We start from the raw sequence: 21777 nt of genomic DNA, 5'->3' as shown, positions 1-21777 counted from the left end.
TGCAAAGCAGGAAGACACGGTCGTCGGAATTTCCATCCACAATGACAGCTATGAGAAACGCCATACTTGAAGTACGCTCGAGATCTACAAACCCAGGGTGTGTATTGTGCTGGAGTTCGATGAACAGATTGAGACCGTAGAACGCCTCCGAGAACTCCTGCCCACCGAGGGTTTTACCAATACATTCCTCAAAGTGACCAATCGACTGAACGACGTTGCACGAAAGTTCATTACCCTTGCACCGTTCATCATCGTGGCGACCAAGACGTCAGAGGGATTGATCGACATATCGCCGAAAGGAGATCCGGCTGGTTTCGTAGAGGTCTACGATGACAAAACCCTGATCATCCCGGATCGGCTTGGTAATCACCGGGTCGACGGCTTTCAGAACCTTCTAGAAGACCCCAATATAGCCCTTTTGTTCATAGTGCCCGGCCATGGCGATACTCTACGAATTGCGGGAACGGCCCGTATCGTCCGGGACACCAAAATCAGCAAGCGCCATGCCATCAATGGGAGAGAGCCCCTGCTCGCTCTCGTGGTCAATGTTGAGGAAGCCTTCATGCATTGTTCGAAATCATTCATTCGCTCGCACCTTTGGCATCCAGATCACTGGCCAGAGCGCAAATCTGCCCCGACCCTGGCAGAGTGGGTCATCGCAACGGTCGATAGAGAACAAACACTTGATGAGGTGCAGGACGATCATACGGCTGATGAGGGCACGCGTTTGTATTGATCCGCAAGGCCGACATTTCTGCCATTCTCGCCTCTAAATGCACATCGGTTGGATTTCAGACGCAACTGTAAGAAAGCTAGGACGCTGCTGCAATTCGTTGAGGTTGCACAAATGTCGGCTTCCACCATTGCGAAATCATTTGCTAGAATTCCTTGTCTGGAACATAGTGTGAACACAACAGCGCTGCGAAAGGTCGAACCATGCAAGACGTATCTCTATATCTCCCCGGCATTCTGCTCGCCTATTCGGCCTTTCTTCTCGCCATCGCCAGTCCCGGGCCGAACATCCTTGCCGTCATTGGCACTTCGATGAGTGTCAATCGCGCGTCAGGCATGGCGCTAGCCTTGGGGGTCGCGACTGGCTCATTTACCTGGGCACTGCTCACGGTGTTTGGCCTGTCGGCCATCTTGGCGACGTATGCCTCGGCGCTGCTTTTGATCAAGATTTTTGGTGGGCTTTACCTGCTTTGGCTGGCCTACAAGTCCTTCAAATCCGCCACTTCCAGCCACGATATCGAGGCGAAGGAACTGGCCGGGGGACGTCGCACGCCGTTCGGCTACCTTCAGCGGGGCTACATCATCCAGATGACCAACCCGAAAGCGGCATTGGCCTGGATCGCGATCATTTCGCTGGGTTTGCAGGAAGGTGCGCCGCTCTGGGTCGGGGCCGTAATCGTGTTAGGCACTTTCGCGCTATCGATGGTCATCCACCTCCTCTACGCGATTGCATTCTCTACGCCTGCTATGGTTCGGATTTACGGTAAGGCGCGCCGGGGTATCCAAGTAGTCTTGGGCACATTCTTCGCGCTCGCCGGTTTGCGTCTACTGACCAGCAGGAACTGAAGGCATGACGCAATATCCCGACCCTGCCGCTGCCAACCTTAATGACGGCTTCGTGGTTGCTATCAATATAGTTGCGAAAGAAGGCGAAGCGGACGCTGTCGCCGACATTCTTGAGCGCCTGATTGCGCCGACGATGGCTGAGGAAGGCGTTAAGTTCTTTATGCCCTACCGGTCACCGACAGATCCAAACGCATTTTTTGTCTACGAGTTATACAGAGGCGCTGACGGGTGGGATGCACACAACGAGTCAGCGCATTTCCAAAGCGCCGTTGAAGAGTTGCTGCCGAAAGTCGAGCTGCGAGAGCGCGTTCCTTTTGTCCCCTACGCCTGTTGAGGCATTCTTTCAAACCCGACATTCATCCCGTTGCAGCACTTCGGAGGCAATAGGCTCGGATCCTGCCGTTCTCCGCCAAGCATCATCTCTAGAACTATCTGCCCATTCCCGGCCCATAAGAGACATTCGGCATGCTGTTGCCATGCTGCGGTTGCAACCCGCTTTCCGGTCATTCGCTGCAGGCGCAAAATTCAACGCTGGTCGAACTTACAGATCGCGGGACTTTGCCGCCGTTCAGGATATCATCTCGAATGTCCGCTGTTGGCAAAATACGATTGACTGTACTGATCCCCTTCGCCTTTATGGCATGGCGTTTTGTTCAAAAAGCAGGGTTTTGGCGACTTGCCGCCCGCCAGCGAGATCAGTTGAGGAGCGCAGTAAATGACATTTGAGACTTGGCTTGCTTTCTTAGTGGCATCGACCGTGTTTCTGATCTTTCCAATTGGTCCGACCATCCTTCTCGTGATTACCCTCGGTCTTTCAAACGGACCGCGTGTTGCACCGGTCGCCGCATCTGGTGTTGCGTTGGGGGACTTCACGGCGATGACGGTCTCCCTCGCTGGTCTAGGCGCAGTGATGATGGCATCCGCTGAAGTTTTCACTTTGTTCAAGTGGGTTGGCGCGGCTTATCTCGTCTGGCTTGGCATTCGAACGATTCAGTCAGCGGGCAGCAGCATCGGGCAGTCGAAGACGGACGGTTCGCGAATGAGTTCGTACCGAATATTCCGCCAGTGTTTTGCCGTGACTGCATTAAACCCAAAGCCCATTGCGTTTTTCATCGCGTTTGTGCCTCAGTTCATCAACACCTCTGTACCTCTCTTGCCTCAGTTCGTTGCAGCGATTGCAACGTTCACCTGCCTCGCTTGGCTGAATGCGTTTTTCTATGGGAGGCTGGCTAGCCGTATGCGGGGCGTGATCCGCAGGCCTTCCATCATTGCTTGGTTCAAGCGCGTCAGCGGCAGCATTCTGATCGGCATGGGATTGGCTACACTTACATTGCGCCGGTCTTCAATCTAACCAAGCCCAGTGATATCTGCGCGCTGTCGTTGCCGGACGGCTTGAAAGTGGATGTCACGCACGAAGTCTGATGTTCGAGACCGACGTGCCGATAGACTTCGCACCGGCCGCAATAAACACAACTCCGATGGCGCGCGTGATGAGACGACTGTGGCGTGCGAAGATGCGTCTTGTTAAAGGAAGCCCTGTCCAGAACACCACACCAAGCGTCGCGACGCAGAACCCAAGAAACGCTGCGAGGACGAGCGGAACAGCATTCTGAAAGGTCATCGCGTCTTCAAATCGAGCGAAAACAGCCGTGAACATCGCCAGCGCAAATGGATAGGCTTTGGGATTTGTGAACCCGAAAATGAGCCCTGATTTCCATGGCACGTCGACAATAGTGCCGTTGTTCGAACCATGACTACGGAGCGCCTTTATCCCCAACCAAATGAGATAAGCGCCACACGTGAGTCCCAAAACATCGAAAAGCAAAGGGCCAGCTTGCGAGACGCCGATGATGGCTGAAATTGCAAGGATCGTCCAAGCCAGATCACCAAGAAGGTGACATGTTAGGAACGTTGCGCAAGCCATGCGTCCGGGGCCTGCTGAGAGGCTGAGTGCCGCCAGCGTCGCCGGTCCGGGGATAAACACATACAGCAATCCAGCAACAAAAGTCGTCGCGAACAGTTCCAACATAGTCTGACCGCCCCTTTTGCCTAGCAACCAAAGCTGACCTTCGCTTCAACGCAGAAAATTTGCAACATGGGCTCGTTGCCGACCTCAGAGGCAGCGCAGCAATCATGTGATATGGTACCTCGTCAACGTCGGGTTGTCGTTGTGGAGGGCATGGCGGATCGGAGGATCAGTCATGGAAACACCAAACCTACCAGCCATTCGTGCACTGCGCCCTGCATGGAACAAGGGCCGGATCGTTGGTCAGAAACGGCCTTTGAAGCCCAAACACGTTTGGGCAATCCGAGTTCGGCTTGAACTGGCCGAGAACCATCGAGACCTCGCGCTGTTCAACATGGCGATCGATAGCAAACTGCGCGGCTGCGATCTGGTGAAGATGGAGGTCGTTGATGTCATGGCTTCAGGTCAGATCAAGGAACGGGCGTCGGTACTGCAAAGTAAGACGCAGAAACCTGTGCGATTTGAGATATCCGAAGGCACACGCGCCTCGGTCGAAAAGTGGATGGAAGATGAGCTCATGGTCGGCTCGGAGTACCTTTGGCCGGGTCGGTTACATGAACGCCTGCACATCTCCACACGCCAGTATGCACGGATCGTCCGCGATTGGGTCACGTCGATCGGTCTAGAAGCGAGCGCATATGGCACGCATTCGATGAGGCGAACAAAGGTGACCCAGATCTATAAATACCGGCAACTTGCGGGCGGTTCAGCTTCTGCTTGGTCACACCAAGATGGACAGCACAGTTCGGTACCTGGGCGTCGAACTTGAGGACGCTCTAGCAATCGCCGAGGCCATTGAAATCTAGCAACCTTAGGGTCGTTGTCGCGGGCGGCCCTTGGCATCCATCTGCGCAACCAGCAGATTCCGTGTCGTGTTTTTGAAAGCAGACATTCAAATCTGTCGGACGCGCAATCTTGGTCGCGAATGGGGACGTAGACAGCGGCTTCGCCGCTTCCTCGTTGCGAAAGGTGAATCTCACCGCTTGTTTTCTACCGGTCATTTGTTCCAGATTAATGCGCGATCATCACATGTCGCACAGCGGTATAATCTTCCAAAGCATACATCGACATGTCTTTGCCGTAACCTGATTGCTTCAGGCCGCCGTGCGGCATTTCGTTGACCAGCATGAAGTGCGTGTTCACCCAAGTGCAGCCGTATTGCAGTGCTGCAGAGGCTTCCATCGCCTTACCGATATCACTGGTCCAAACGGACGACGCAAGGCCGTAGGGGCTGTCATTTGCCCAATCGATGACCGGATCATCGTCGGTAAACCGCGTGACGGACACAACTGGGCCAAACACCTCGCGTTGCACAATCTCGTCGGCTTGCTGCGCACCGGCAATCACTGTCGGGCTATAGTAGAAGCCCGACCCGTCGACTGCGGTGCCGCCGGTTGCAATTTCAATGTGTGATTGCTCAGACGCGCGTTCCACAAAGCTGGCCACGCGGTCGCGTTGGCGTAGCGAAATAAGGGGAGGGATCTCGTTCACGGTATCATCGGCGTTGTTGTAGACGATGCTGGCAGCGGCAGAACTCAGGTCCGCGACGAAGTTGTCGTAGATGCTCGCATGCGCATAAACGCGGCAGGCGGCAGTGCAGTCTTGCCCCGCGTTGTAGTAACCGAAGGCTTTCAGTCCATCGACTGTCCGCGCAAGGTCCGCATCGCCGTATACAATGACCGGTGCCTTTCCGCCAAGTTCCAGATGCGTGCGTTTGACGGTTTTGGAGGCCGCAACCAGAACCTTCTTGCCGGTCGCCACATCGCCAGTGATCGAGATCATGTCGACGTCTGAATGGTTCACTAGTGTATTTCCAACGGAACTGCCTTGCCCCGTGATAACATTCACTACGCCTTCGGGCAGAATGTCTGACAGGATCTTGCCAAAGGCCAGGGCCGTAAGCGGTGTTTGCTCGGATGGTTTCAGCACGACTGTGTTTCCACCTGCAAGTGCTGGCGCGAGTTTCCAAGCCATCATCATGATGGGATAGTTCCAAGGTGCGATCGAGGCCACGACACCAATCGGATCCCGCCGGATCATGGAAGTATGCCCTTCCATATAGGCCCCCGCGACCGGCCCGTGCATGTTCCGCACGGCCCCTGCGAAATAGCGAAAGCAATCGGCAACTGCGGGAATTTCCTCACCGCGCACCTCGTTGATCGGTTTGCCACAATTCAGCGCCTCCAAGGCAGCGAGGTTGTCGAGATCTGCCTCAACCGCATCCGCGATTCTGAGCAAGAGCGTTGCGCGTTCTGCCGGTGTGGTCTTGGCCCAGCCCGGGAACGCAGCGCGGGCCGCGGCAACAGCGCGGTCGATCTGATCTGCGTTTGCCTCGGGCATTTTGACGATCACCTCGCCGGTGCGCGGATTGAATACGGTTTCCTCAGTCTCGGTCCCCGCCTCGAAGGCGCTGCCGATCAGCATTTTAGTTTCCATAAGAGATCTCCCTTTTCATTTGCCTTGGCCCGCGACCGTTTCGGTCCCACGGGTCAAATAGTAAGCGCCGAGGATCGGCAGGAACGTGACAAGCACGACCACCATGGCCACCACGTTAGTGACAGGGCGTTGGCGTGGGCGCACCAGTTCTTCCAGCATCCAGATTGGCAGGGTTTGTTGCTGTCCCGCAGTGAATGTTGTGACGATGACCTCGTCAAAACTAAGCGCGAAGGCGAGCATGCCGCCTGCCAGAATTGCAGTTGCCATGTTTGGCAGAATGACAAAGCGCAGGGTTTGCCAATACGTCGCGCCCAAATCCATGGAAGCCTCGATCAGACTGCTGGAAGTTCGGCGAAAGCGTGCGACGGCGTTGTTGTAGACCACCACGATGCAGAATGTTGCGTGACCAAGGATGATGGTCCAGGTGCTGAATGGAATGTCTGCGATGTTGAAGGCTGATCGCAGCGAGATACCGGTAATGATCCCCGGCAGCGCGATGGGCAGGATCACCAGCAATGAAATGGTTTCGCGGCCAAAGAACTTTGACCGCGCCACGGCTGCTGCGCAGAGCGTCCCAAGAACGATAGCAATGAGTGTCGAGATGCTGGCGACCTTCAACGACAGGCCAAGTGCCTGCCAGACGTCCGGACGGTTCCAGGTCACCTCGAACCACTGCAGCGTCAGGCCGGGTGGCGGCCATTGATAGCTTTTGTCCTCGGTCGTGAAGGCATAGACAAAGATGAGCAAGATCGGCAGGTGCAAAAACAAAAGCCCTCCGATGGCCGCGATCTTCAACCCAAGAGAGGCTTTAGAGTGCATCGAAAGCCCCCGCACGTTTGGCCAAGGTCAGATAAATGCCCATGACAACGATGGGCACCACGGCAAATGCGGCGGCCAGTGGAATGTTCCCGGCGGTGCCTTGAAACTGATACACAGCCTGTCCGATCATGCGCGCCGAGGTGCCGACGATCTGTGGAATGATGTAATCACCCATTGTGAGGCTAAAGGTGAAGATCGACCCTGCAATGATCCCCGGTAAAGCCAGCGGCAGGATCACATGGCGTAGTGTCTGGCCGGGCTTTGCACCCAAGTCCCCCGAAGCCTCGAGCATTGACGGTGGCACCCGTTCAAGAGAAGCTTGGATTGGTAAGATCATGAAAGGCAACCAGACATACAGGAAGACGAGGAAGGTTCCGGTCCAGCTGACCGACAAGGAATTCCCACCAATTCCGGGAATAGAAAGATAGGCCTCAAGTACCCACGAAAGGTGCAGTGTTTCGAAGAGCCAGTTTAGGATGCCCTCTTTTGCAAGGATGAGCTTCCAGGAGTAGACCTTGACCAGATAGCTGGACCACAGCGGCAACATCACACCCAGATAAAAAACCGCTTTCCATTTGCCGCGTGCGTAACGCGCCGCATAATAGGCAATGGGAAAGGCAACGATCGCCGCCCCGATCGTGACAGCGGAGGCCATGGCGATCGTGCGCACAAGAATGTCAAAGTTTGAGGCGCGAAGAAGCTCGCCATAAGTCTTCAAGGTGAATTCGTAGTTGATGAGGCCCGAGAATTCATCAATCGAGAAGAAACTCTGCACCAGAAGCGCAAAGAGTGACCCGATGTACACGATCCCCAGCCAGAGCAACGGGGGCGTGATCAGCAACAAAAGCAGCAAATTCGGGCGGCGCCAGAGCGCATCCGACAGGGGTGAACGCACAGCCTTAGCCATGCGCGCCATCCATCATATGCAGCGCACCCGGTGCCCAACCCATTTGAACCACTTCGCCAATGGCGGGAACAACGCCTCCTTTCGGGATAAGCACTTTGATGATTTGCCGATTGCAACGCACCTCGATCCGTGTTGCTGATCCAAGGAATGCCTGCGCTTCAACCACGCCGCCAAGCGGACCCGACCCAAGTGTAATCGCTTCGGGGCGCAAGCTGGCCGCGGCGTGTGTTCCGATAACAGCATTAACGATGTCAGCTGGAAGCACGTTGGACGCGCCAACGAAATCCGCCACGAAGGGGGCCTGCGGCCTGTCATAGACATCTTCTGGGCTGCCGACCTGCTGGATCTGCCCTTCATTGAACACTGCAACGCGGTCGGCCATCGACAAGGCTTCGCCCTGATCATGAGTGACGAAAACGAACGCAATGCCAAGGCGTCGTTGCAAGGACTTCAGTTCGCTTTGCATCTGCTCACGCAGCTTGAGATCCAGGGCACCAAGTGGCTCGTCCAACAGCAGCACTTTGGGCTTCATGACCAAGGCCCGCGCCAAAGCAACACGCTGTCGCTGCCCGCCGGAAAGCTCAGACGGTTTGCGATCACCGAAGCCGTCGAGCGCCACCAGTTCCAACCCCTCATCGGCAGCGGCCCGGCGGGCTGATTTGCCATCACCGCGCACCATCAGCCCGTAGGCTATGTTATCGCGGACGTTCAAATGCGGGAACAATGCATAGTCTTGAAACACCGTGTTCACTGGCCGGCGATAGGGCGGGACCTGCGTAGCGTCTTCGCCGAAAATCGCAATTGAACCGGCGGTTGGTTGTTCAAAACCGGCAATCAGGCGCAGGCATGTCGTCTTGCCTGACCCTGATGGGCCAAGCAGAGCAAAGAACTCGCCTTCCGCAATCTCAAGGTTGACCCCATCCACCGCGCGCACGATTCCGAAATGGCGCGAAACCCCGGAAAATTTGATTGCTACTGTCATATCTCGCCTGAAATCCTGCACGGTGGACGCGCCACGGTGCAGGAAAAGTTCAGTTAACGCCCACCAATCACGCCGATGTAGTCAGAGACCCACCGGTAGTAGGGCACACATTCGCCCTGGCTTTCGCATTGGGTGACGGGTGTGGTCCAGAAACGCACCTGATCGAAGTTATCGAAACCGTTAACCGTGCAACCTTCGGCAGTTTGCATTCCGCGCCCATCAGTACAGGCCGCTGGCACCGCTGGGTTGGCTCCAAACCAGACCGAAAGGTCAGACATCAGGTTCGATGAGAGCGTATGCTCCATCCACATGTAGGCGCAGTTCGGGTTTGCACTGTCGATGTGCATCATCGTCGTATCGGCCCAGCCTGTCACACCTTCCTCCGGGAAGACACTCGACACCGGTGCACCGTCGCCTTGCAATAGGTTGCGCTGGAACGGCCAGGACCCCGAGGCGGCCATGCCTTCGTTCTTAAAGTCGTCGATCTGGATGAAGGCATCATGCCAATAGCGGCTGACCAGCGTGCGCTGTGTGCGCAGCAAATCAAGGGCTGCGTCATACTGATCTTGGTTCAGCTCATACGGGCTTTCGATCCCCAGTTCAGGCTGGTGCGTCATAAGATAAAGCGCCGCATCCGCGATGTGGATCGGTCCGTCATAGGCTTGCACCCGGCCCACGTTGGACACCCCATCGGGAAGCCTCATTTCTTCAAAGACGACGTTCCAGGACTCTGGCGGCGTGTCCCCGAAGACTTCGGTGTTGTACATCAGGATGTTCGGCCCCCACATATACGGTGTTCCATAGTGGGTGCCGTCCACGAAGTGCCACGGCGCCTCTTTGAGGCGGTCATCAATTGTGTCCCAGCTTGGGATCAGGCTCGTGTTAATGGGCTGGACACGGTTGCCTGCGACCATCCGCAGCGATGCATCGCCAGAGGCCGTAACAAGGTCAAAACCGCCTTCGTTCATCAACGCGACCATTTCATCTGACGTATTGGCCGTCTTGACGTTCACCATACAGCCGGTGGCCTCTTCAAATCCGGTGACCCAGTCAAAAGTATCGACGGTCTCACCACGCTCGATGTAGCCCGGCCAAGCAACGATGTTCACCTGGCCTTCGCTCTCACCAAGTTCGGTCACCATGTCGGCGGCCAAGGGCTGCGCGATGACCGAAGCCACGACAACCGCCGATACAGTTGAGTTCAAAATACGTCTCACGATGCATACTCCCCATTTCTTTGATATACTTTCTTTGGGGAACAATGTCGGACCTATCGAATTCAGGCAAATTCAAATTTCCGAGGTATATTATCGGTTTTTCCGAATTAACGAAGGCGTGGCGCGTGAAAGCTTTGTGCCACTGACAGGAACATGCGCGTCGCGTCTGAAACGCTCGCTCCGCGCCGCCACACCAGACCAACCTGAATCACCGGCAACTGAGCCGAAACATCGCGGCTGTCGATCCGATCACCCTCCAAAGACCAAGGTCGATAGACCAAGTCTGGCAGAAACGAAATGCCAGCCCCGCTTGCCACCAAGGACCGCACGGCTTCGACGGATCGCGTGCGAAATGCCACGCGCGGCTTGGTTGGAAAACTAGACAACAGCCGGGCCGCTTCGTCCTGTATTTCTTCCACGTTCAAGACAATCTGAGGCTCTGACGAAAGATCATCCAGCGAAATGCTTTCAAGCGAACTCAAAGGATGCCCGAGCGGTAGCCACAACCTGTACGGCGACACCGCCAAGAGTTCCGAATGAAGTGCTGCCGGGTTGCGAAGCCGGTCAACCAGCATAATAGCGACATCCAGTTCGCCACCTACCAAAAGATGTTCTAGGTACTCGGGGGTATCTTCGATTGCACTGACTTCGATTTCCGGCTGGGCTCTGCGAAATCGCGACAACAGGTCAGAGAGCACATAGCCTGAGGTCAGCGACGACACGCCGATGTTTATGTTTCCCGACAGGTTGCTTTGCTTCCCTCCGAGGCTCAATTCTGCATTTGATATCTCGGCTAATATCGCCTTGGCGTGGCGCATAAATACATGCCCCTGATGAGTCATCTCAACGCCGCGCCTTCGCCGCTCAAAAAGCTTCAGACCCAGATGCCCTTCGAGATCCTTCACAGCTTCCGTCAGCGTGCTTTGGGAAATTGCCAGCTCTGTAGCGGCTCGACTGAACGAGCCATGTTCAGCAACACCAACAAAATATTTCGCCTGCTTGAGTGTAAAAGGCATGTCTCTTCCTATCGGAGCCGAAGATGTAAATGGCCATTTTCAACGATGCAACAAGGTTGGCAATCGGCTTTGTACCGACTGTGCTCAGTTGAGGCGGCCAATTGCACCACTGCCCTCAATGTCCGGTTTGACCGACTTAAGGGCAAGTTTCGCATACGCAGCGAAAGTCCGGAATCCGCCGGCCCTGCGTGAATCATGGGTACCAGGACGCGGTAGGATCGGGTCCGCTTTGGGGCCGTGCGGTCATCGTTGCCTCGCAAAATACGTCTCAAGTCGAGCATTGCTAATGTCGCTATCATAGCAGATTGGGCTATATCCACCGGGCCGTGACCACGCGCTCCTTGCGCCACAACGCCGCCCCCCACGATCGACATTGTAAGGGCACGGGCAAGAGCCAGGATACGCTGCTATACTCTGGCGGATGATCTCCCGCCGAGCCGTTTGAATCTCACGACTAGTTGGCGTTGCGATGCTCCGTACGGGTGCTCGGGTCGTTGGAACGTCAACAGATGGCCGTGAGCTTGACAGGTAAGTCGAGGAAATCCAGCCGCGTCCGAGCGATGACACGATTTGTGTCCAGCCGTCGGATGCAGACACAAATCGTACACGCGCCGCTTCATTTAGTTGCCCCATAACCCTGTGGTCTGTTCCGGGCCCAATGCGCTGATTCACACGGCTTCCCGTCACGTACAAATATGATGACACATTTGTTGATGTGATGCTTTCCCGTGGCGATGTGATTGTCGAACTTGACCCTGAAGTCCCGCCCGTTTCTGTCGGGTCGGACTGTCCAACCGTATAGAGGAAAAAGGCGACCAGTCCGATCCAAATCCAGTGTTTCATAGCGTTCTCGCAAATGATCAAAGCTGTGCTCAGAGGCGCATGATCGTGCTACTGCCGATCAAGCTTGATGAAGTAATGAAATAAATCTTCTAAAAAGGTACTGGCCTAGGGCGTGTGCAGTCAATGCGGCTTCAGAATAGACCCCGTTGAAAGCGCATTTCGCTGGCCTCGCATGGACGCAATGCTAACAATTGCGCCAACCATCCCGACAACAGGTTTGTCCATTGACTGAACGGCTCAGTCGAGAATCCAACGTCTGCTTCGGGCTGATTGTGTTGAAAAACTCCGATTTTGGCGAAAACTGCTCAAAAGTTGGCCCATAGAAAGCCCCTTGGAAAATCCGGCGAGGGGGTCGGCAAAAACGCTGACTTAGCAATGAGAGAGGCTATGATGGCTCACGATGACCGTTCGGTGTGGAATTGGGCGATGCAATGGATCTTGGCAGAAAAATGTGGCGGTCGAATTTTGGAGTTTTTCAACACAATCGGCTGGCACCAGTCATCCGACCAAAACCGTCAGATGTCGGCAGCGAGCCCGAAACAGCCATTCCTATTCAGTGCGGTGTCCGCTCTGTGTCAGTACCGGTTTTCTCCAAAACCCCGTCATCGACAACCCGAAAGCTTAGGACAGAATCCAATGCGTTCATTCGATTGGTTGGCGTCCGTACATCAACGACGATCAAGACCACTTGCATCATACTTCCACATGCTCATGGTCGGTCATCCCCCGCCGCTCCGCCAAGGCTTGGCGCACGATCTGGAAGGCCGATGATAGGAACAATCCGGCCATGATGGTTGCCACGATCAGGTCAGGCCAGCCCGTCGCCGTGCCCCACACACCAAGTGCTGCAAACATCACTGCCACGTTCCCAATCGCGTCATTGCGCGAACATAGCCAAACCGACCGGACATTGGCATCACCGTCCTTGTAACGAACCAACAGCAATACGCTTGCCACATTGGTGAGCAGCGCAAGAAAGCCGACGATACCCATGATCTCTGCGGTGGGGACGCCAACATAGAATACGCGATAGACCGTCGATCCGAACACCCAAAGACCCATCAGAAGAAGGCTGACGCCTTTGAACAATGCCGCGTTCGTTCGCGCGCGGAGCGATGCCCCGATGACTGCAAGTGAAATTCCGTAGGTCAGCGCATCGCCCGCAAAGTCGAGGGCGTCGGCTTGCAACGCTTGAGACTTGGCCAGATGGCCCGCTGTCATCTCGACAAAGAACATCGTCGCGTTGAGCGCAATGACGATCCACAGCCGCCTTTTGTAATCATCTGAAACGCCGTCAAACTTGGCATCATGTCCGCAGCAACCTGCCATGGGAATCCTCTTTCATCTTTGGTTGCGCATAGTGTAATGTCTCTAGTGACTAGAGGTTCAAGAGGTTTCTTTATGTTTTCCATCGGCGAGCTTGCAAAGCGCACAAAGGTCAAGGTTCCGACAATCCGGTATTACGAGGAAATGGGGTTATTGGCCGAGGCAGAACGCACGTCCGGTAACCAACGGCGATACGACAAAGTTGGGTTAGAGCGGCTGAGTTTCATCCGCCATGCGCGTGACCTTGGGTTTTCGATTGAAGCGATTTCGTCGTTGATCGAACTGCAAGATCATCCAGACCGATCGTGCGAGGCTGCGACGGACATTGCAACGTCTCAACTTGAAGAAGTGCGCGCGAAGATCAAACGTTTAAGAACACTTGAAAAGGAACTCAGCCGGATATCGAAAGGCTGCGACGGTGGTGGCCTAACGGAGGACTGCTATGTGCTGGCGTCATTGGCCGATCACAACTTGTGCGACCGAGAACACTAGAAACCCTAATTGCGGACATTACACTCACTAAAATGAACGGCAGCAAAGTCCCACTGACGGGCCAATCCAGCCCGGAGATCGAATGGCCGGTTCGGGCTGGCACCAGTCAACTGACCAAATCAGTCAGATGTCGGTAGAGAGCCCATTTTGTTGAATGCTGCAAATTGCACCGACGTCTGTTATCAGTTCAGGATGGAAGCTCCGCGGAAACCAATTTCGTTCATAGCAACTGACAGCCCAGACGAGGCGACGATTTTCTATGCCGATGTTTTGGGCCTTGAGCTGCGTGAAGCATCTCCCTTCGCACTGGTCTTTAGCGATGGCGATCAAACCCTTCGGGTACAAATCGTCGCTGCGCTTGAACCCACGTCGCACACCGTTCACGGTTGGCAGGTTGCAAATATCTCGGATGAGATAGAGGCATTGGTTTCGAAAGGCGCGACTTTTCAACGCTTCGGTCAACTTCCTCAAGATGAACTTGGCATCTGGACCACACGAGATGGTCACAAAATCGCATGGTTCACCGACCCGAGCGGAAACATCCTTTCATTAACTCAGCTCGGAAAAACATAGCCCACATAGAGCGGACTTTGAACAAAACCAAATGAATGGCAGAAAAGTCCCGCTCCGCAGGCTTTCGAAGGTCGCGAACCAACGTCAGGTTTGGGCTGACACCGGTCAACTGACCAAAACCGCCAGATGTCAGGAACGAGCCTAATGTGATATTCAGGCGCGGCGCAAAAATAGGTAGCCGCGACGAGACACTTCCGTGGTCCAATCGGCCAAATGGCTCGAATGGACCGCCGCAAATTCTTGAATATTGGAGGCTTCGTCAGCGATCAGTACCCAGCCGTTCTGGCGTACATGATCAAGCATTGTCTTCAATACCGTCAGCCGTGTCGGAAGTGGCAGCATGTGCAATGTTCGGTCAATCAAAATGATGTCGAATTCGCTTTTGGGCTCGAAGGTCGCTAGATCAGCTACAATACCTTCAATCGGCAAATTCTCATTCGTAGCTACCGCTTTGAGATCGCGGATACCATTTGGGGAGATATCCACCCCGACAACATGGTGGCCCTTTCGTGCGATGAAAATTGCATCGCGACCTTGTCCGCATCCGACATCCAAAACACGTAGGTCGTGCCGATCTAGTCGGTCAAAGAAATCCACGAAAATCGAGGCTGGTTGGCCCAAGGCGTCGTGGGTCTCACCATAGAGTCTGTCGTAATCGTAAACCATGAGATCAACGTTAGTAGATTGCCCGTCGAATACCTAAGCGACTTTTCCCTGAACGGCGGCTTCGTCCGCGCGACTGGCCAATCCTGCCCAGAGATCGAATGGCCGGTTCGGGCTGGCACCAGTCATCCGACCAAAACCGTCAGTTGTCGGCAGCAAGCCCATACTTCTACAATTCTGTGGCACAGCGAACGTCAGCTTAAGGTGCGCGGGCAGCAGTCACGATCTGTTTCATGTGGCGCATGTCGGTCCCACAACACCCCCCAAAACCTGAATATGTGGAAACCTTCGTCTGATATCGGAAAGCTGAACACCTAGCTCGGTCGGATTGCCGTCGTCCAGTTCTTCGGCTTCGTCCAGCTCGGCATGGCTACAGCGAGAGGCATTGGCAATGAAACCTCTTACACGCTGCATCCACGGTGCGTCTTCGAGGACTCCGGAAAAACGCTCAGGATGGGCGCAGTTGATCATGAAGTAGGCTGCATAGCTGTCAGTCGCAGCATCGACCTCCTTTATTGCTTCCTCTAGCGCATCTCCGGTTGGCAACCGCCCGTCGGTTTCCACTGTGAAAGAAATGATCACCGGTAGCCCAAACCGGCGGGCCGCCCTAACCATCCCGATCGCTTCAGATGGATACGCCAAAGTGTATCCGCTGATCACATCAACTTCTGTTTCTGCCAATGCCGATATTTGCTCTAAATGATAGCGTTCTGCCCCATCCGAGTTCATTTGCGCTTCCGGGGCATAGGCATCTTCGCGCGGCCCAATATTTGCACTGATGACCGTTGGGGAGTGGCCGCTTTCCGAACGAACTGCCGCCATCATGGCGACTGCATCTTGATTGAGCTTTTTGAGGTCGCTGGAAGCGTATCCCAGCGCAGCCCCGCGATCTCGGTTTGCAACCCATGTCGGGCTTTCTAGAATGACGCCGGTACCCGCTTCTTTGCCTAGTGCGATTAGGTCTTTCAGATACCCTCTGAGAATTTCTCGACCCTCTGTGGTTTTCAAAAGCGGGTATGAGGCAAATCCCGGCAGGTCTATTCCGTGATTGAATATCAAGTCGGTTTCCATACCGACATAGGCCAAGAACATGTCGGCATTGCTGGGAGGAAAAGGGTCTCGATAAATTGACAACGTGGTGGACCTATCGCCTGAATTGCCCTCAGACCATAACAACCAGTTCATGACGTGTCACTGATGCAGCCTCAAAGATGCAGCCATTGGCGCAACCGCAGCGAAGGCTCACTTCGTCTCCAGACTGTGATTTCGAGCAACTCCAAGTTTTGCACTTGTAGCGAATGCCCGCAATGCGGGCTGCGACTGCAGCATCTGAAGACCACGCTCAATGTCCGGAATGGGCCGTCCACGTTGTACTGACGGAACGTGAAAATCAAATTCTTCGATGAAGCCGACAACAGCCCAAGATAATCACCGTCATCTTGAACTCCCGAAGCTTTTATGGTGAATGGATGTTTACTAATCAATGCGTGCTATCTAGTTGTCTTAGAACGATATTATAACATGATGGACGTGTTATGAATTTGTGTAACTGCGCCTTCGACTAGTAAAAGAACGATCGTTGTCAAAACGGCCAGTGGAAAAAATGTATTGTGGTTTCCGCGAAGCCGCTCCTAATTTACAGACTTAAAGAGGATGAGGCCTTCCCAGAATGCATCACCCCTCAACGCGGTTTTCTAGGCTGAGACAGCCGACGTTGCCGTTCATTGCCAACGCAGCGAGTTGTCATTTCGAACACCTATTGAACGGCAGCCTCAGGTGGAAGATGTCGAAAAGATAGCCATCGTCACACCTATGATCGATGCGCAGTTTCGCGCGCGTGAATTCCCAGAATGACCAAAACCGGCCACAGCATATAGGCCTCGATTTCTATATTTTCCCCAAAGGACAAGAGCGTCAGCGTCATCATGATGCCCATCGGCAACCGACCGCGTGGGCCTTTGGCTGCGTCAATGATCGCGATCAGGGTTTGCCAGACGAACGGAACCAGCAGGGCCAGCATGCCGACGACACCTTTAACAAACAACAATCCCCACCACGTGTGATGGCTGCCAATCGGCATGTATTCCACCAAATGCGGCCCCGGCTGCACCCGTCCGTGCCCAAACCAGAAAGCTTCGTTGATCCAACGCTCACCCGCAATGCGCTGCAGTGTTTCCCGCACGCGGGTGCTGTCGGCCCGTGCGCCTTTGAATGCTGCAATCACCTCCCCCGCCGCTGACGCTAAGGCCGCTCCAACGATGGCCAGTGATGCGGTCAGCCCCGCCACCATTTGCCAGGCCCATCCGCGCAGGATCAGTGGCATCATCCGCGGACCAATCGTGCAAGCAACCAATCCAACCAGCCCCATGCGCGACTTGGACGCGACGATCATCAATATGCCCGCAGCGATGCCGATCGTTTTCCATTTGATCGCCTTCTCTTCCAGCGCAAACAGGATCATGACGACACCTAGTAACGCTGCAAATGGCGACCAAGGTGCGTAAAACTGCCAGCGCGGTGTCCAGCTGGACGGATCGTATGTGAAGAAATAGACGCTGAAATATTCGGGCCCCGGCCCGCCGATGGCTTTGAATGGTGAGGTGAAGATTTTTTCGGGCAGCCCAATATGCGGCGCGGCCAGCAAAATGGGCGCCAATATCAATGTGCCCAACCCGATCACGCATTGCCCCCGGATCAGAACCTCTCTGCGGATGGGAAGCACGGCGCCGGCCAATGGAAACAGCGCCATCAAGGCCCAGCCTTTGGCCCAGCCAATCGTTGATTTGATGGTTTGCACGATGCCCAATGACCAATCGAGATGACCGACCCACAGGGCAACAAGCATCACGAACATGCCGATGATCCACGCCCAGATGACAGGCGGGATACGCCCTGTGGCCCGGAGATCCGGGCGCATCGCGGGTCCAAGAAACAGCGCCAAGACCGCCAGCCCACCCAGGACCCACGCCAGAACCGGGCCGACCACATACAGCGCGCCAATGGCGTAGAACGGCCAAGTGTAGACAAGGGTTTTGTAGACCAATCGCTCGACCGGGTTCATGATCATCAGGCCACTCCGGTCGTTTTCTTGATCAGCGTTGTGATGATGGCGGACCGGGTCCAGCCAAGCAGTAAACCGATAATCATCATGAAGGTTGCAGCCCCACCCGCCGCAATGGCGAGTTTGCGGTTCGGAGATGAGGGTGCGTCAGGCAATGACGGATTTTCAAGCACCTGAACCAGCGGGTATGACGCGTAGACATCAGACTTTGTCGTCTGTGTTCGGGCAATTGCCGATGCAAAAACTGCCTCTGCCACGGAGAAATCCCGCTGCAAATCCTGAAGAAGTGCGGCGGCTGAGGCCATCTCATCCAGTCGCGCGGATTGCGCGGTGTTTTGCGCAACCATGGCGTCAAACTGTTCCTTCGCGCCCATGTATTTTGCATGCATGCCAACCAATTCGGCCAACAGCGCTGCGCGTTCGCCGTTGGGTGCGACATCCAATCCTGCCAATTGCGCGGCAGAAAGCCCTGTCAAACCGACGGCACGCGCTGTTGCCGCGCCATCTGCCTGTGCCTTGGCACGCCCGGCGTCTTGGACCTTTGGATGGCTTGTACCATATTGCGACAATGCATCAGCAAGGTCAGCCGCATGATCTGCCGCCTGATCGATCAGCTGTCGGTATTCATTGTCCGCAAACAGTTTCAACGTGACTGCGGCCAAGGACACATCGATGCCCAAGCTAACCGCTAACGCATTCAAGGCCGCTTCTTGTTCAAAGACGATGGCCTGCTGATTGCGAAGTTCAGCCTCTAGTATCGTGTGTTGGGCCAACAACGCGTCATATTGCGCGACAGACAAAAGCCCGGTCGAAGCCTGTAGGTCTTCGATGTCAATACGCGTCGACGCCACTGAATCGCGGTAGTCTTGAATGGCGCCCAGACTGCTATCTTCTCGGGTTTGTTGTTCGTCAGCACGTAGCGCATCTAATTCGGCAAAGAAGGCCGCCAGAATAGCATCGCCGCGCGCTTGCGCCTCTGCCGGTGATCCGCCTGTCGTCTCAAAATGGATCAGGCTGGTTTGATCCACCAGATTGACCCGGGGCCTGCCAAGATCAGCCCGCGACAAATCAAGACTGTCCGCTGCCGCATCAACAATGCGGTCGGCATCCAGCAGGCGTTTATATGTCTCTGTCGGGCTGACAGCGTTACTGGCAAAAGCCGAGTTTGCGTAGGAAGAGGCTTGGCCGATCCCATTTAGGTTCATCGATGCCGATGCCCCCGACCCCGGCAAGATCAAGGACGTCGTCGATTTATAGGTAAGCGGAGCGGCCTTAAGGTAGCCGGTGATCGGCCCCCAAATGGCTGCCCCGCCAAGAAGCGCAAACGCGATGTAGCGGGGCAACCGCCCCAAATCCGCCAGTTTGCCGCCAATGATTGCGCGCTTTAATCGTCCCTTAACTGTAGGGGCGTCCAGGTTCGTGAGTGGTGGATGTATCGCTGTTGTCATCGGGCATCTCCTTGCCTGAAAACACTAGCGGTATGGGCTGCCGATTGCGCGGACGCGAAAGCCTTGTTTGGCAGGACAATGGGGCACGCCCCCTACCCGTTCGGATAGTTCAGAACAGGCCAGCCTCGCGGGCAGTCAAAGCCGCTTGCGTGCGGTTGGTTGCATCGACTTTGCGAAACAGGGTCTTCATATGCAGCTTCACGGTTGGTTCAGTAATATCCAGATCGCGGGCGATTTCCTTGTTGGATTTGCCTTCAGTCAGACCTTTGAGCACCTCAAGCTCTCTGGCGGATAGTTTGTCTGCCAGCGGGTTGCTTGGGGTCTCTTCGACCGCTGTCATGAAATCAACAGGCGCGTATTGTTCGCCCATGGCCATGAAACGGACGGCGTTGATCATGGACTTGGCCGACAAGGTCTTGGGCACAAATCCGGCTGCCCCCGCCTCTAACGCTTGTTCGGCGATTTCACGTTTCGCCTCGCCAGAGATCAGGGCCACCCGCTGGCCACCCTCCATTTCCAGCGTCCGGATCAATCCGCTGAGCCCGTTCATGCCGGGCATGTTGTAGTCCAGCAAGATCAGATCATAGGGCTCATCGGATGTAATGCGTGTATGGGCCGCGTCCAATGTGCCGACAGCGGCTGTTTCGATGCCGTTTTCGCTCTGCAAGTACAGAACCAGCATGTCTCTGAGCAGGTCGTGATCGTCAGCAATGAGTACGCGCACAGATTATTCCTTTTTGACGCACGCGCCCCCGCGTGCTGCGATCATACACCTCTTAGGTGTGTTGCGTCACCCACGAATTCGGTGATGCATCCTATCCGGATGGATAGTTTTCCGTCGAATTTGACAAAAATTTAGCTCATCAGCGCCAATCCTCTCTCCTCTGACCCACGCACCTGTCCCGTCGCTTCGTTGAGCGGTCGCAGCCTTTCCCACAACCTTAGGTCAACAGAAATCAAACCTAAGGACGACCCAGATGCAACACAGCAAAATCGACTTTCTTAAAGCCACGCCACTGGAAGCACGCAGCGGCACAAAGACCACCTATTTACCCGCGCTGGGTTTGACTTTGGTCGACGCCGATAAGCAGACAGCCATCAATGCATTGCTGGCACCGGGATACCGCACAGCGTTCTTCATGAACGCCCATTGCTGCAATGTGATGGCGCAGGACCAAAAGTACGCGGGCGCGGTGCGTCGGGCAGATGTTCTGCTGCCCGATGGGATTGGGGTTAAACTGGCAGGCAAAATGACCGGTCACGAACTGGCGGCCAACCTAAATGGCACGGACCTCATTCCGCTATTGTTGACGCAAGCGGCGGACATGGGCAAATCCGTGTATCTATTCGGCGGCACACCCGGCACCGCTGAAGCTGCAGCAAACAAACTGACGACGGACATTCCTCACTTGCGTATCGCAGGCACAAGAGACGGCTTTGTCGGCGCACTTGATCCCAATTTGGTGGTTGCCGATATTAACGCAAGCCGCGCGGACATCGTCATCGTTGCGATGGGTGTGCCCATGCAGGAAATGTGGATTGACCGCTACGCGCACCGGCTTGATGCGCCCTTATGTTTAGGTGTCGGTGCCGCACTTGATTTTCTTGCGGGCAACGTAACACGCGCGCCCAAAGTCGTGCGCAAGGCAAAGATGGAATGGGTGTGGCGTTTGGCGATGGAGCCAAAGCGCCTGGCCAAACGTTACCTGATCGGCAACGCCACATTCCTGGCCCGTGCAGCAACAAAAGCGCTGCAACAAACCCCGAGGCGGCACATCAAAACCCGGGTGATGGATGTCAGCATTGCAGCGCTTGCCTTGGTTGCCCTCGCACCCGTCTTTGCGGCAACCGCCATCGCTGTCAAAGCCGAAACAAAAGGCCCTGCCCTTTTCCGTCAGACCCGCATTGGCAAGAATGGTGAAAAATTCTCGATGTTGAAGTTTCGATCCATGCATCAGGATGCCGAAGCGCGGCAGGCCGAGATATTGAACGCTTCGGACCGCGAAGGTGTGTGTTTCAAGTCGCGCACGGATCCACGGATCACGAAGGTGGGCCGGTTTATCCGCCGCGCCTCTATCGATGAGCTTCCGCAGTTGATCAACGTGCTGCGCGGTGACATGTCGATTGTTGGCCCAAGACCCGCCCTGCCCCGTGAAGTCGCCCGATATCCGATGCGCGCATTCGGCAGGCTGGCAGTAAAACCCGGCATCACAGGTCTCTGGCAGGTCTCTGGCCGCGCGAACATCGGCTTCGACAAAATGGTCGAGATGGATCTGGCTTATGTCAGCGCCCGCACCATGCTGCTTGATATCATCCTGATCCTCATGACCTTCCGCGCCGTCATGTCCGGCCGTGGCGCCTATTGATCCGATACACCTGAAAGGACTTTC

General features: G+C 55.2%; 21 protein-coding genes and 1 pseudogene. 8 read left to right on the top strand and 14 right to left on the bottom strand.

What is annotated here, in order from left to right; genetic code table 11:
* Positions 1-106: 106 nt before the first annotated feature.
* The 4 genes from ACFWW4_RS16115 to ACFWW4_RS16100 all read left to right on the top strand — a co-directional run bounded on the left by ACFWW4_RS16115 (position 107) and on the right by ACFWW4_RS16100 (position 2929).
* Entirely contained in the window at positions 107-736 is a 630-nt protein-coding gene (locus ACFWW4_RS16115) for an MSMEG_1061 family FMN-dependent PPOX-type flavoprotein (protein ID WP_411891801.1), read from the top strand.
* Between the two features lie 200 nt (positions 737-936).
* A complete protein-coding gene (locus ACFWW4_RS16110) occupies positions 937-1578 on the top strand; it encodes a LysE family translocator (protein ID WP_411891800.1) in 642 nt (213 codons plus the stop codon).
* Positions 1579-1582: 4 nt separating this feature from the next.
* Complete coding sequence (locus ACFWW4_RS16105; RefSeq protein ID WP_411891799.1) at positions 1583-1912, top strand: putative quinol monooxygenase; 330 nt, start codon at positions 1583-1585, stop codon at positions 1910-1912.
* Positions 1913-2293: 381 nt separating this feature from the next.
* On the top strand, positions 2294-2929 hold the full coding sequence (locus tag ACFWW4_RS16100) for a LysE family translocator (RefSeq protein WP_411891798.1): 636 nt from the start codon (positions 2294-2296) through the stop codon (positions 2927-2929).
* A 54-nt stretch (positions 2930-2983) separates the two neighbouring features.
* Here ACFWW4_RS16100 and ACFWW4_RS16095 read toward each other — a convergent pair whose 3' ends face one another.
* A complete protein-coding gene (locus tag ACFWW4_RS16095) occupies positions 2984-3607 on the bottom strand; it encodes a LysE family translocator (RefSeq protein WP_411891797.1) in 624 nt (207 codons plus the stop codon).
* Between the two features lie 172 nt (positions 3608-3779).
* On the opposite strand from ACFWW4_RS16095, the pseudogene ACFWW4_RS16090 reads away from it, so the two are divergent.
* Positions 3780-4410: pseudogene (locus tag ACFWW4_RS16090) on the top strand (tyrosine-type recombinase/integrase).
* 205 nt (positions 4411-4615) lie between these two features.
* Here the strand turns inward: ACFWW4_RS16090 and ACFWW4_RS16085 are convergent.
* The 8 genes from ACFWW4_RS16085 to ACFWW4_RS16050 form a co-directional block, all read right to left on the bottom strand.
* The gene (locus ACFWW4_RS16085; protein WP_411891796.1) at positions 4616-6040 is read right to left on the bottom strand and encodes a gamma-aminobutyraldehyde dehydrogenase; all 1425 of its coding nucleotides are present in this window, start codon (positions 6038-6040) and stop codon (positions 4616-4618) included.
* 15 nt (positions 6041-6055) lie between these two features.
* Positions 6056-6859, bottom strand: a complete 804-nt coding sequence (locus ACFWW4_RS16080; RefSeq protein ID WP_411891795.1) for an ABC transporter permease — start codon at positions 6857-6859, stop codon at positions 6056-6058.
* Positions 6849-7700, bottom strand: coding sequence for an ABC transporter permease (locus tag ACFWW4_RS16075; protein WP_411891794.1), 852 nt, complete (start codon positions 7698-7700; stop codon positions 6849-6851). Before ACFWW4_RS16075 ends, ACFWW4_RS16080 begins: the two co-directional genes overlap by 11 nt.
* Before the next feature lie 58 nt (positions 7701-7758).
* Entirely contained in the window at positions 7759-8748 is a 990-nt protein-coding gene (locus ACFWW4_RS16070) for an ABC transporter ATP-binding protein (RefSeq protein WP_411891793.1), read from the bottom strand.
* A 53-nt stretch (positions 8749-8801) separates the two neighbouring features.
* A complete protein-coding gene (locus ACFWW4_RS16065) occupies positions 8802-9965 on the bottom strand; it encodes an ABC transporter substrate-binding protein (RefSeq protein WP_411891792.1) in 1164 nt (387 codons plus the stop codon).
* A gap of 107 nt (positions 9966-10072) precedes the next feature.
* The gene (locus tag ACFWW4_RS16060; RefSeq protein ID WP_411891791.1) at positions 10073-10981 is read right to left on the bottom strand and encodes a LysR family transcriptional regulator; all 909 of its coding nucleotides are present in this window, start codon (positions 10979-10981) and stop codon (positions 10073-10075) included.
* 243 nt (positions 10982-11224) lie between these two features.
* The gene (locus tag ACFWW4_RS16055; protein ID WP_411891790.1) at positions 11225-11824 is read right to left on the bottom strand and encodes an SH3 domain-containing protein; all 600 of its coding nucleotides are present in this window, start codon (positions 11822-11824) and stop codon (positions 11225-11227) included.
* A 693-nt stretch (positions 11825-12517) separates the two neighbouring features.
* A complete protein-coding gene (locus ACFWW4_RS16050; protein ID WP_411891789.1) occupies positions 12518-13153 on the bottom strand; it encodes a cation transporter in 636 nt (211 codons plus the stop codon).
* Between the two features lie 72 nt (positions 13154-13225).
* On the opposite strand from ACFWW4_RS16050, the gene ACFWW4_RS16045 reads away from it, so the two are divergent.
* Both ACFWW4_RS16045 and ACFWW4_RS16040 read left to right on the top strand, forming a co-directional pair.
* Entirely contained in the window at positions 13226-13642 is a 417-nt protein-coding gene (locus ACFWW4_RS16045; RefSeq protein ID WP_411891788.1) for a MerR family transcriptional regulator, read from the top strand.
* A 147-nt stretch (positions 13643-13789) separates the two neighbouring features.
* Positions 13790-14215 (top strand): VOC family protein, encoded by a 426-nt coding sequence (locus tag ACFWW4_RS16040; protein WP_411891787.1) that lies wholly within the window; start codon positions 13790-13792, stop codon positions 14213-14215.
* Positions 14216-14368: 153 nt separating this feature from the next.
* Here the strand turns inward: ACFWW4_RS16040 and ACFWW4_RS16035 are convergent, their stop codons facing one another.
* From ACFWW4_RS16035 to ACFWW4_RS16015, 5 genes are all read right to left on the bottom strand, one after another.
* Positions 14369-14881, bottom strand: coding sequence for a class I SAM-dependent methyltransferase (locus ACFWW4_RS16035; protein ID WP_411891786.1), 513 nt, complete (start codon positions 14879-14881; stop codon positions 14369-14371).
* 228 nt (positions 14882-15109) lie between these two features.
* A complete protein-coding gene (locus tag ACFWW4_RS16030; protein ID WP_411891785.1) occupies positions 15110-16063 on the bottom strand; it encodes a homocysteine S-methyltransferase family protein in 954 nt (317 codons plus the stop codon).
* A gap of 625 nt (positions 16064-16688) precedes the next feature.
* Entirely contained in the window at positions 16689-17945 is a 1257-nt protein-coding gene (locus ACFWW4_RS16025) for an O-antigen ligase domain-containing protein (RefSeq protein WP_411891784.1), read from the bottom strand.
* The gene (locus ACFWW4_RS16020; protein WP_411891783.1) at positions 17945-19387 is read right to left on the bottom strand and encodes a hypothetical protein; all 1443 of its coding nucleotides are present in this window, start codon (positions 19385-19387) and stop codon (positions 17945-17947) included. The genes ACFWW4_RS16025 and ACFWW4_RS16020 overlap by 1 nt, the downstream gene beginning before the upstream one ends.
* A 109-nt stretch (positions 19388-19496) precedes the next feature.
* Positions 19497-20111 (bottom strand): response regulator, encoded by a 615-nt coding sequence (locus ACFWW4_RS16015; RefSeq protein ID WP_411891782.1) that lies wholly within the window; start codon positions 20109-20111, stop codon positions 19497-19499.
* A gap of 253 nt (positions 20112-20364) precedes the next feature.
* On the opposite strand from ACFWW4_RS16015, the gene ACFWW4_RS16010 reads away from it, so the two are divergent.
* Positions 20365-21753: a WecB/TagA/CpsF family glycosyltransferase gene (locus ACFWW4_RS16010; RefSeq protein WP_411891781.1), complete on the top strand. Its 1389-nt coding sequence runs from the start codon at positions 20365-20367 to the stop codon at positions 21751-21753.
* Positions 21754-21777: the final 24 nt, after the last annotated feature.

This window comes from Yoonia sp. SDW83-1 (assembly GCF_046762885.1).
GTDB lineage: Bacteria > Pseudomonadota > Alphaproteobacteria > Rhodobacterales > Rhodobacteraceae > Yoonia.
The sequence above is the reverse complement of the archived record's forward strand: the minus strand, read 5'-3'. Positions and strand labels throughout refer to the sequence as shown.

Excerpts from the sequence above, each read along its gene's own strand:
- ACFWW4_RS16020 (WP_411891783.1), bottom strand. The coding sequence starts at position 19,387 with ATGACAACAGCGATACATCCACCACTCACGAACCTGGACGCCCCTACA.
- ACFWW4_RS16050 (WP_411891789.1), bottom strand. The coding sequence starts at position 13,153 with ATGGCAGGTTGCTGCGGACATGATGCCAAGTTTGACGGCGTTTCAGAT.
- ACFWW4_RS16070 (WP_411891793.1), bottom strand. The coding sequence starts at position 8,748 with ATGACAGTAGCAATCAAATTTTCCGGGGTTTCGCGCCATTTCGGAATC.
- ACFWW4_RS16025 (WP_411891784.1), bottom strand. The coding sequence starts at position 17,945 with ATGATCATGAACCCGGTCGAGCGATTGGTCTACAAAACCCTTGTCTAC.
- ACFWW4_RS16035 (WP_411891786.1), bottom strand. The coding sequence starts at position 14,881 with ATGGTTTACGATTACGACAGACTCTATGGTGAGACCCACGACGCCTTG.
- ACFWW4_RS16080 (WP_411891795.1), bottom strand. The coding sequence starts at position 6,859 with ATGCACTCTAAAGCCTCTCTTGGGTTGAAGATCGCGGCCATCGGAGGG.
- ACFWW4_RS16105 (WP_411891799.1), top strand. The coding sequence starts at position 1,583 with ATGACGCAATATCCCGACCCTGCCGCTGCCAACCTTAATGACGGCTTC.
- ACFWW4_RS16030 (WP_411891785.1), bottom strand. The coding sequence starts at position 16,063 with ATGAACTGGTTGTTATGGTCTGAGGGCAATTCAGGCGATAGGTCCACC.
- ACFWW4_RS16045 (WP_411891788.1), top strand. The coding sequence starts at position 13,226 with ATGTTTTCCATCGGCGAGCTTGCAAAGCGCACAAAGGTCAAGGTTCCG.
- ACFWW4_RS16060 (WP_411891791.1), bottom strand. The coding sequence starts at position 10,981 with ATGCCTTTTACACTCAAGCAGGCGAAATATTTTGTTGGTGTTGCTGAA.
- ACFWW4_RS16110 (WP_411891800.1), top strand. The coding sequence starts at position 937 with ATGCAAGACGTATCTCTATATCTCCCCGGCATTCTGCTCGCCTATTCG.
- ACFWW4_RS16055 (WP_411891790.1), bottom strand. The coding sequence starts at position 11,824 with ATGAAACACTGGATTTGGATCGGACTGGTCGCCTTTTTCCTCTATACG.
- ACFWW4_RS16100 (WP_411891798.1), top strand. The coding sequence starts at position 2,294 with ATGACATTTGAGACTTGGCTTGCTTTCTTAGTGGCATCGACCGTGTTT.
- ACFWW4_RS16010 (WP_411891781.1), top strand. The coding sequence starts at position 20,365 with ATGCAACACAGCAAAATCGACTTTCTTAAAGCCACGCCACTGGAAGCA.
- ACFWW4_RS16095 (WP_411891797.1), bottom strand. The coding sequence starts at position 3,607 with ATGTTGGAACTGTTCGCGACGACTTTTGTTGCTGGATTGCTGTATGTG.
- ACFWW4_RS16085 (WP_411891796.1), bottom strand. The coding sequence starts at position 6,040 with ATGGAAACTAAAATGCTGATCGGCAGCGCCTTCGAGGCGGGGACCGAG.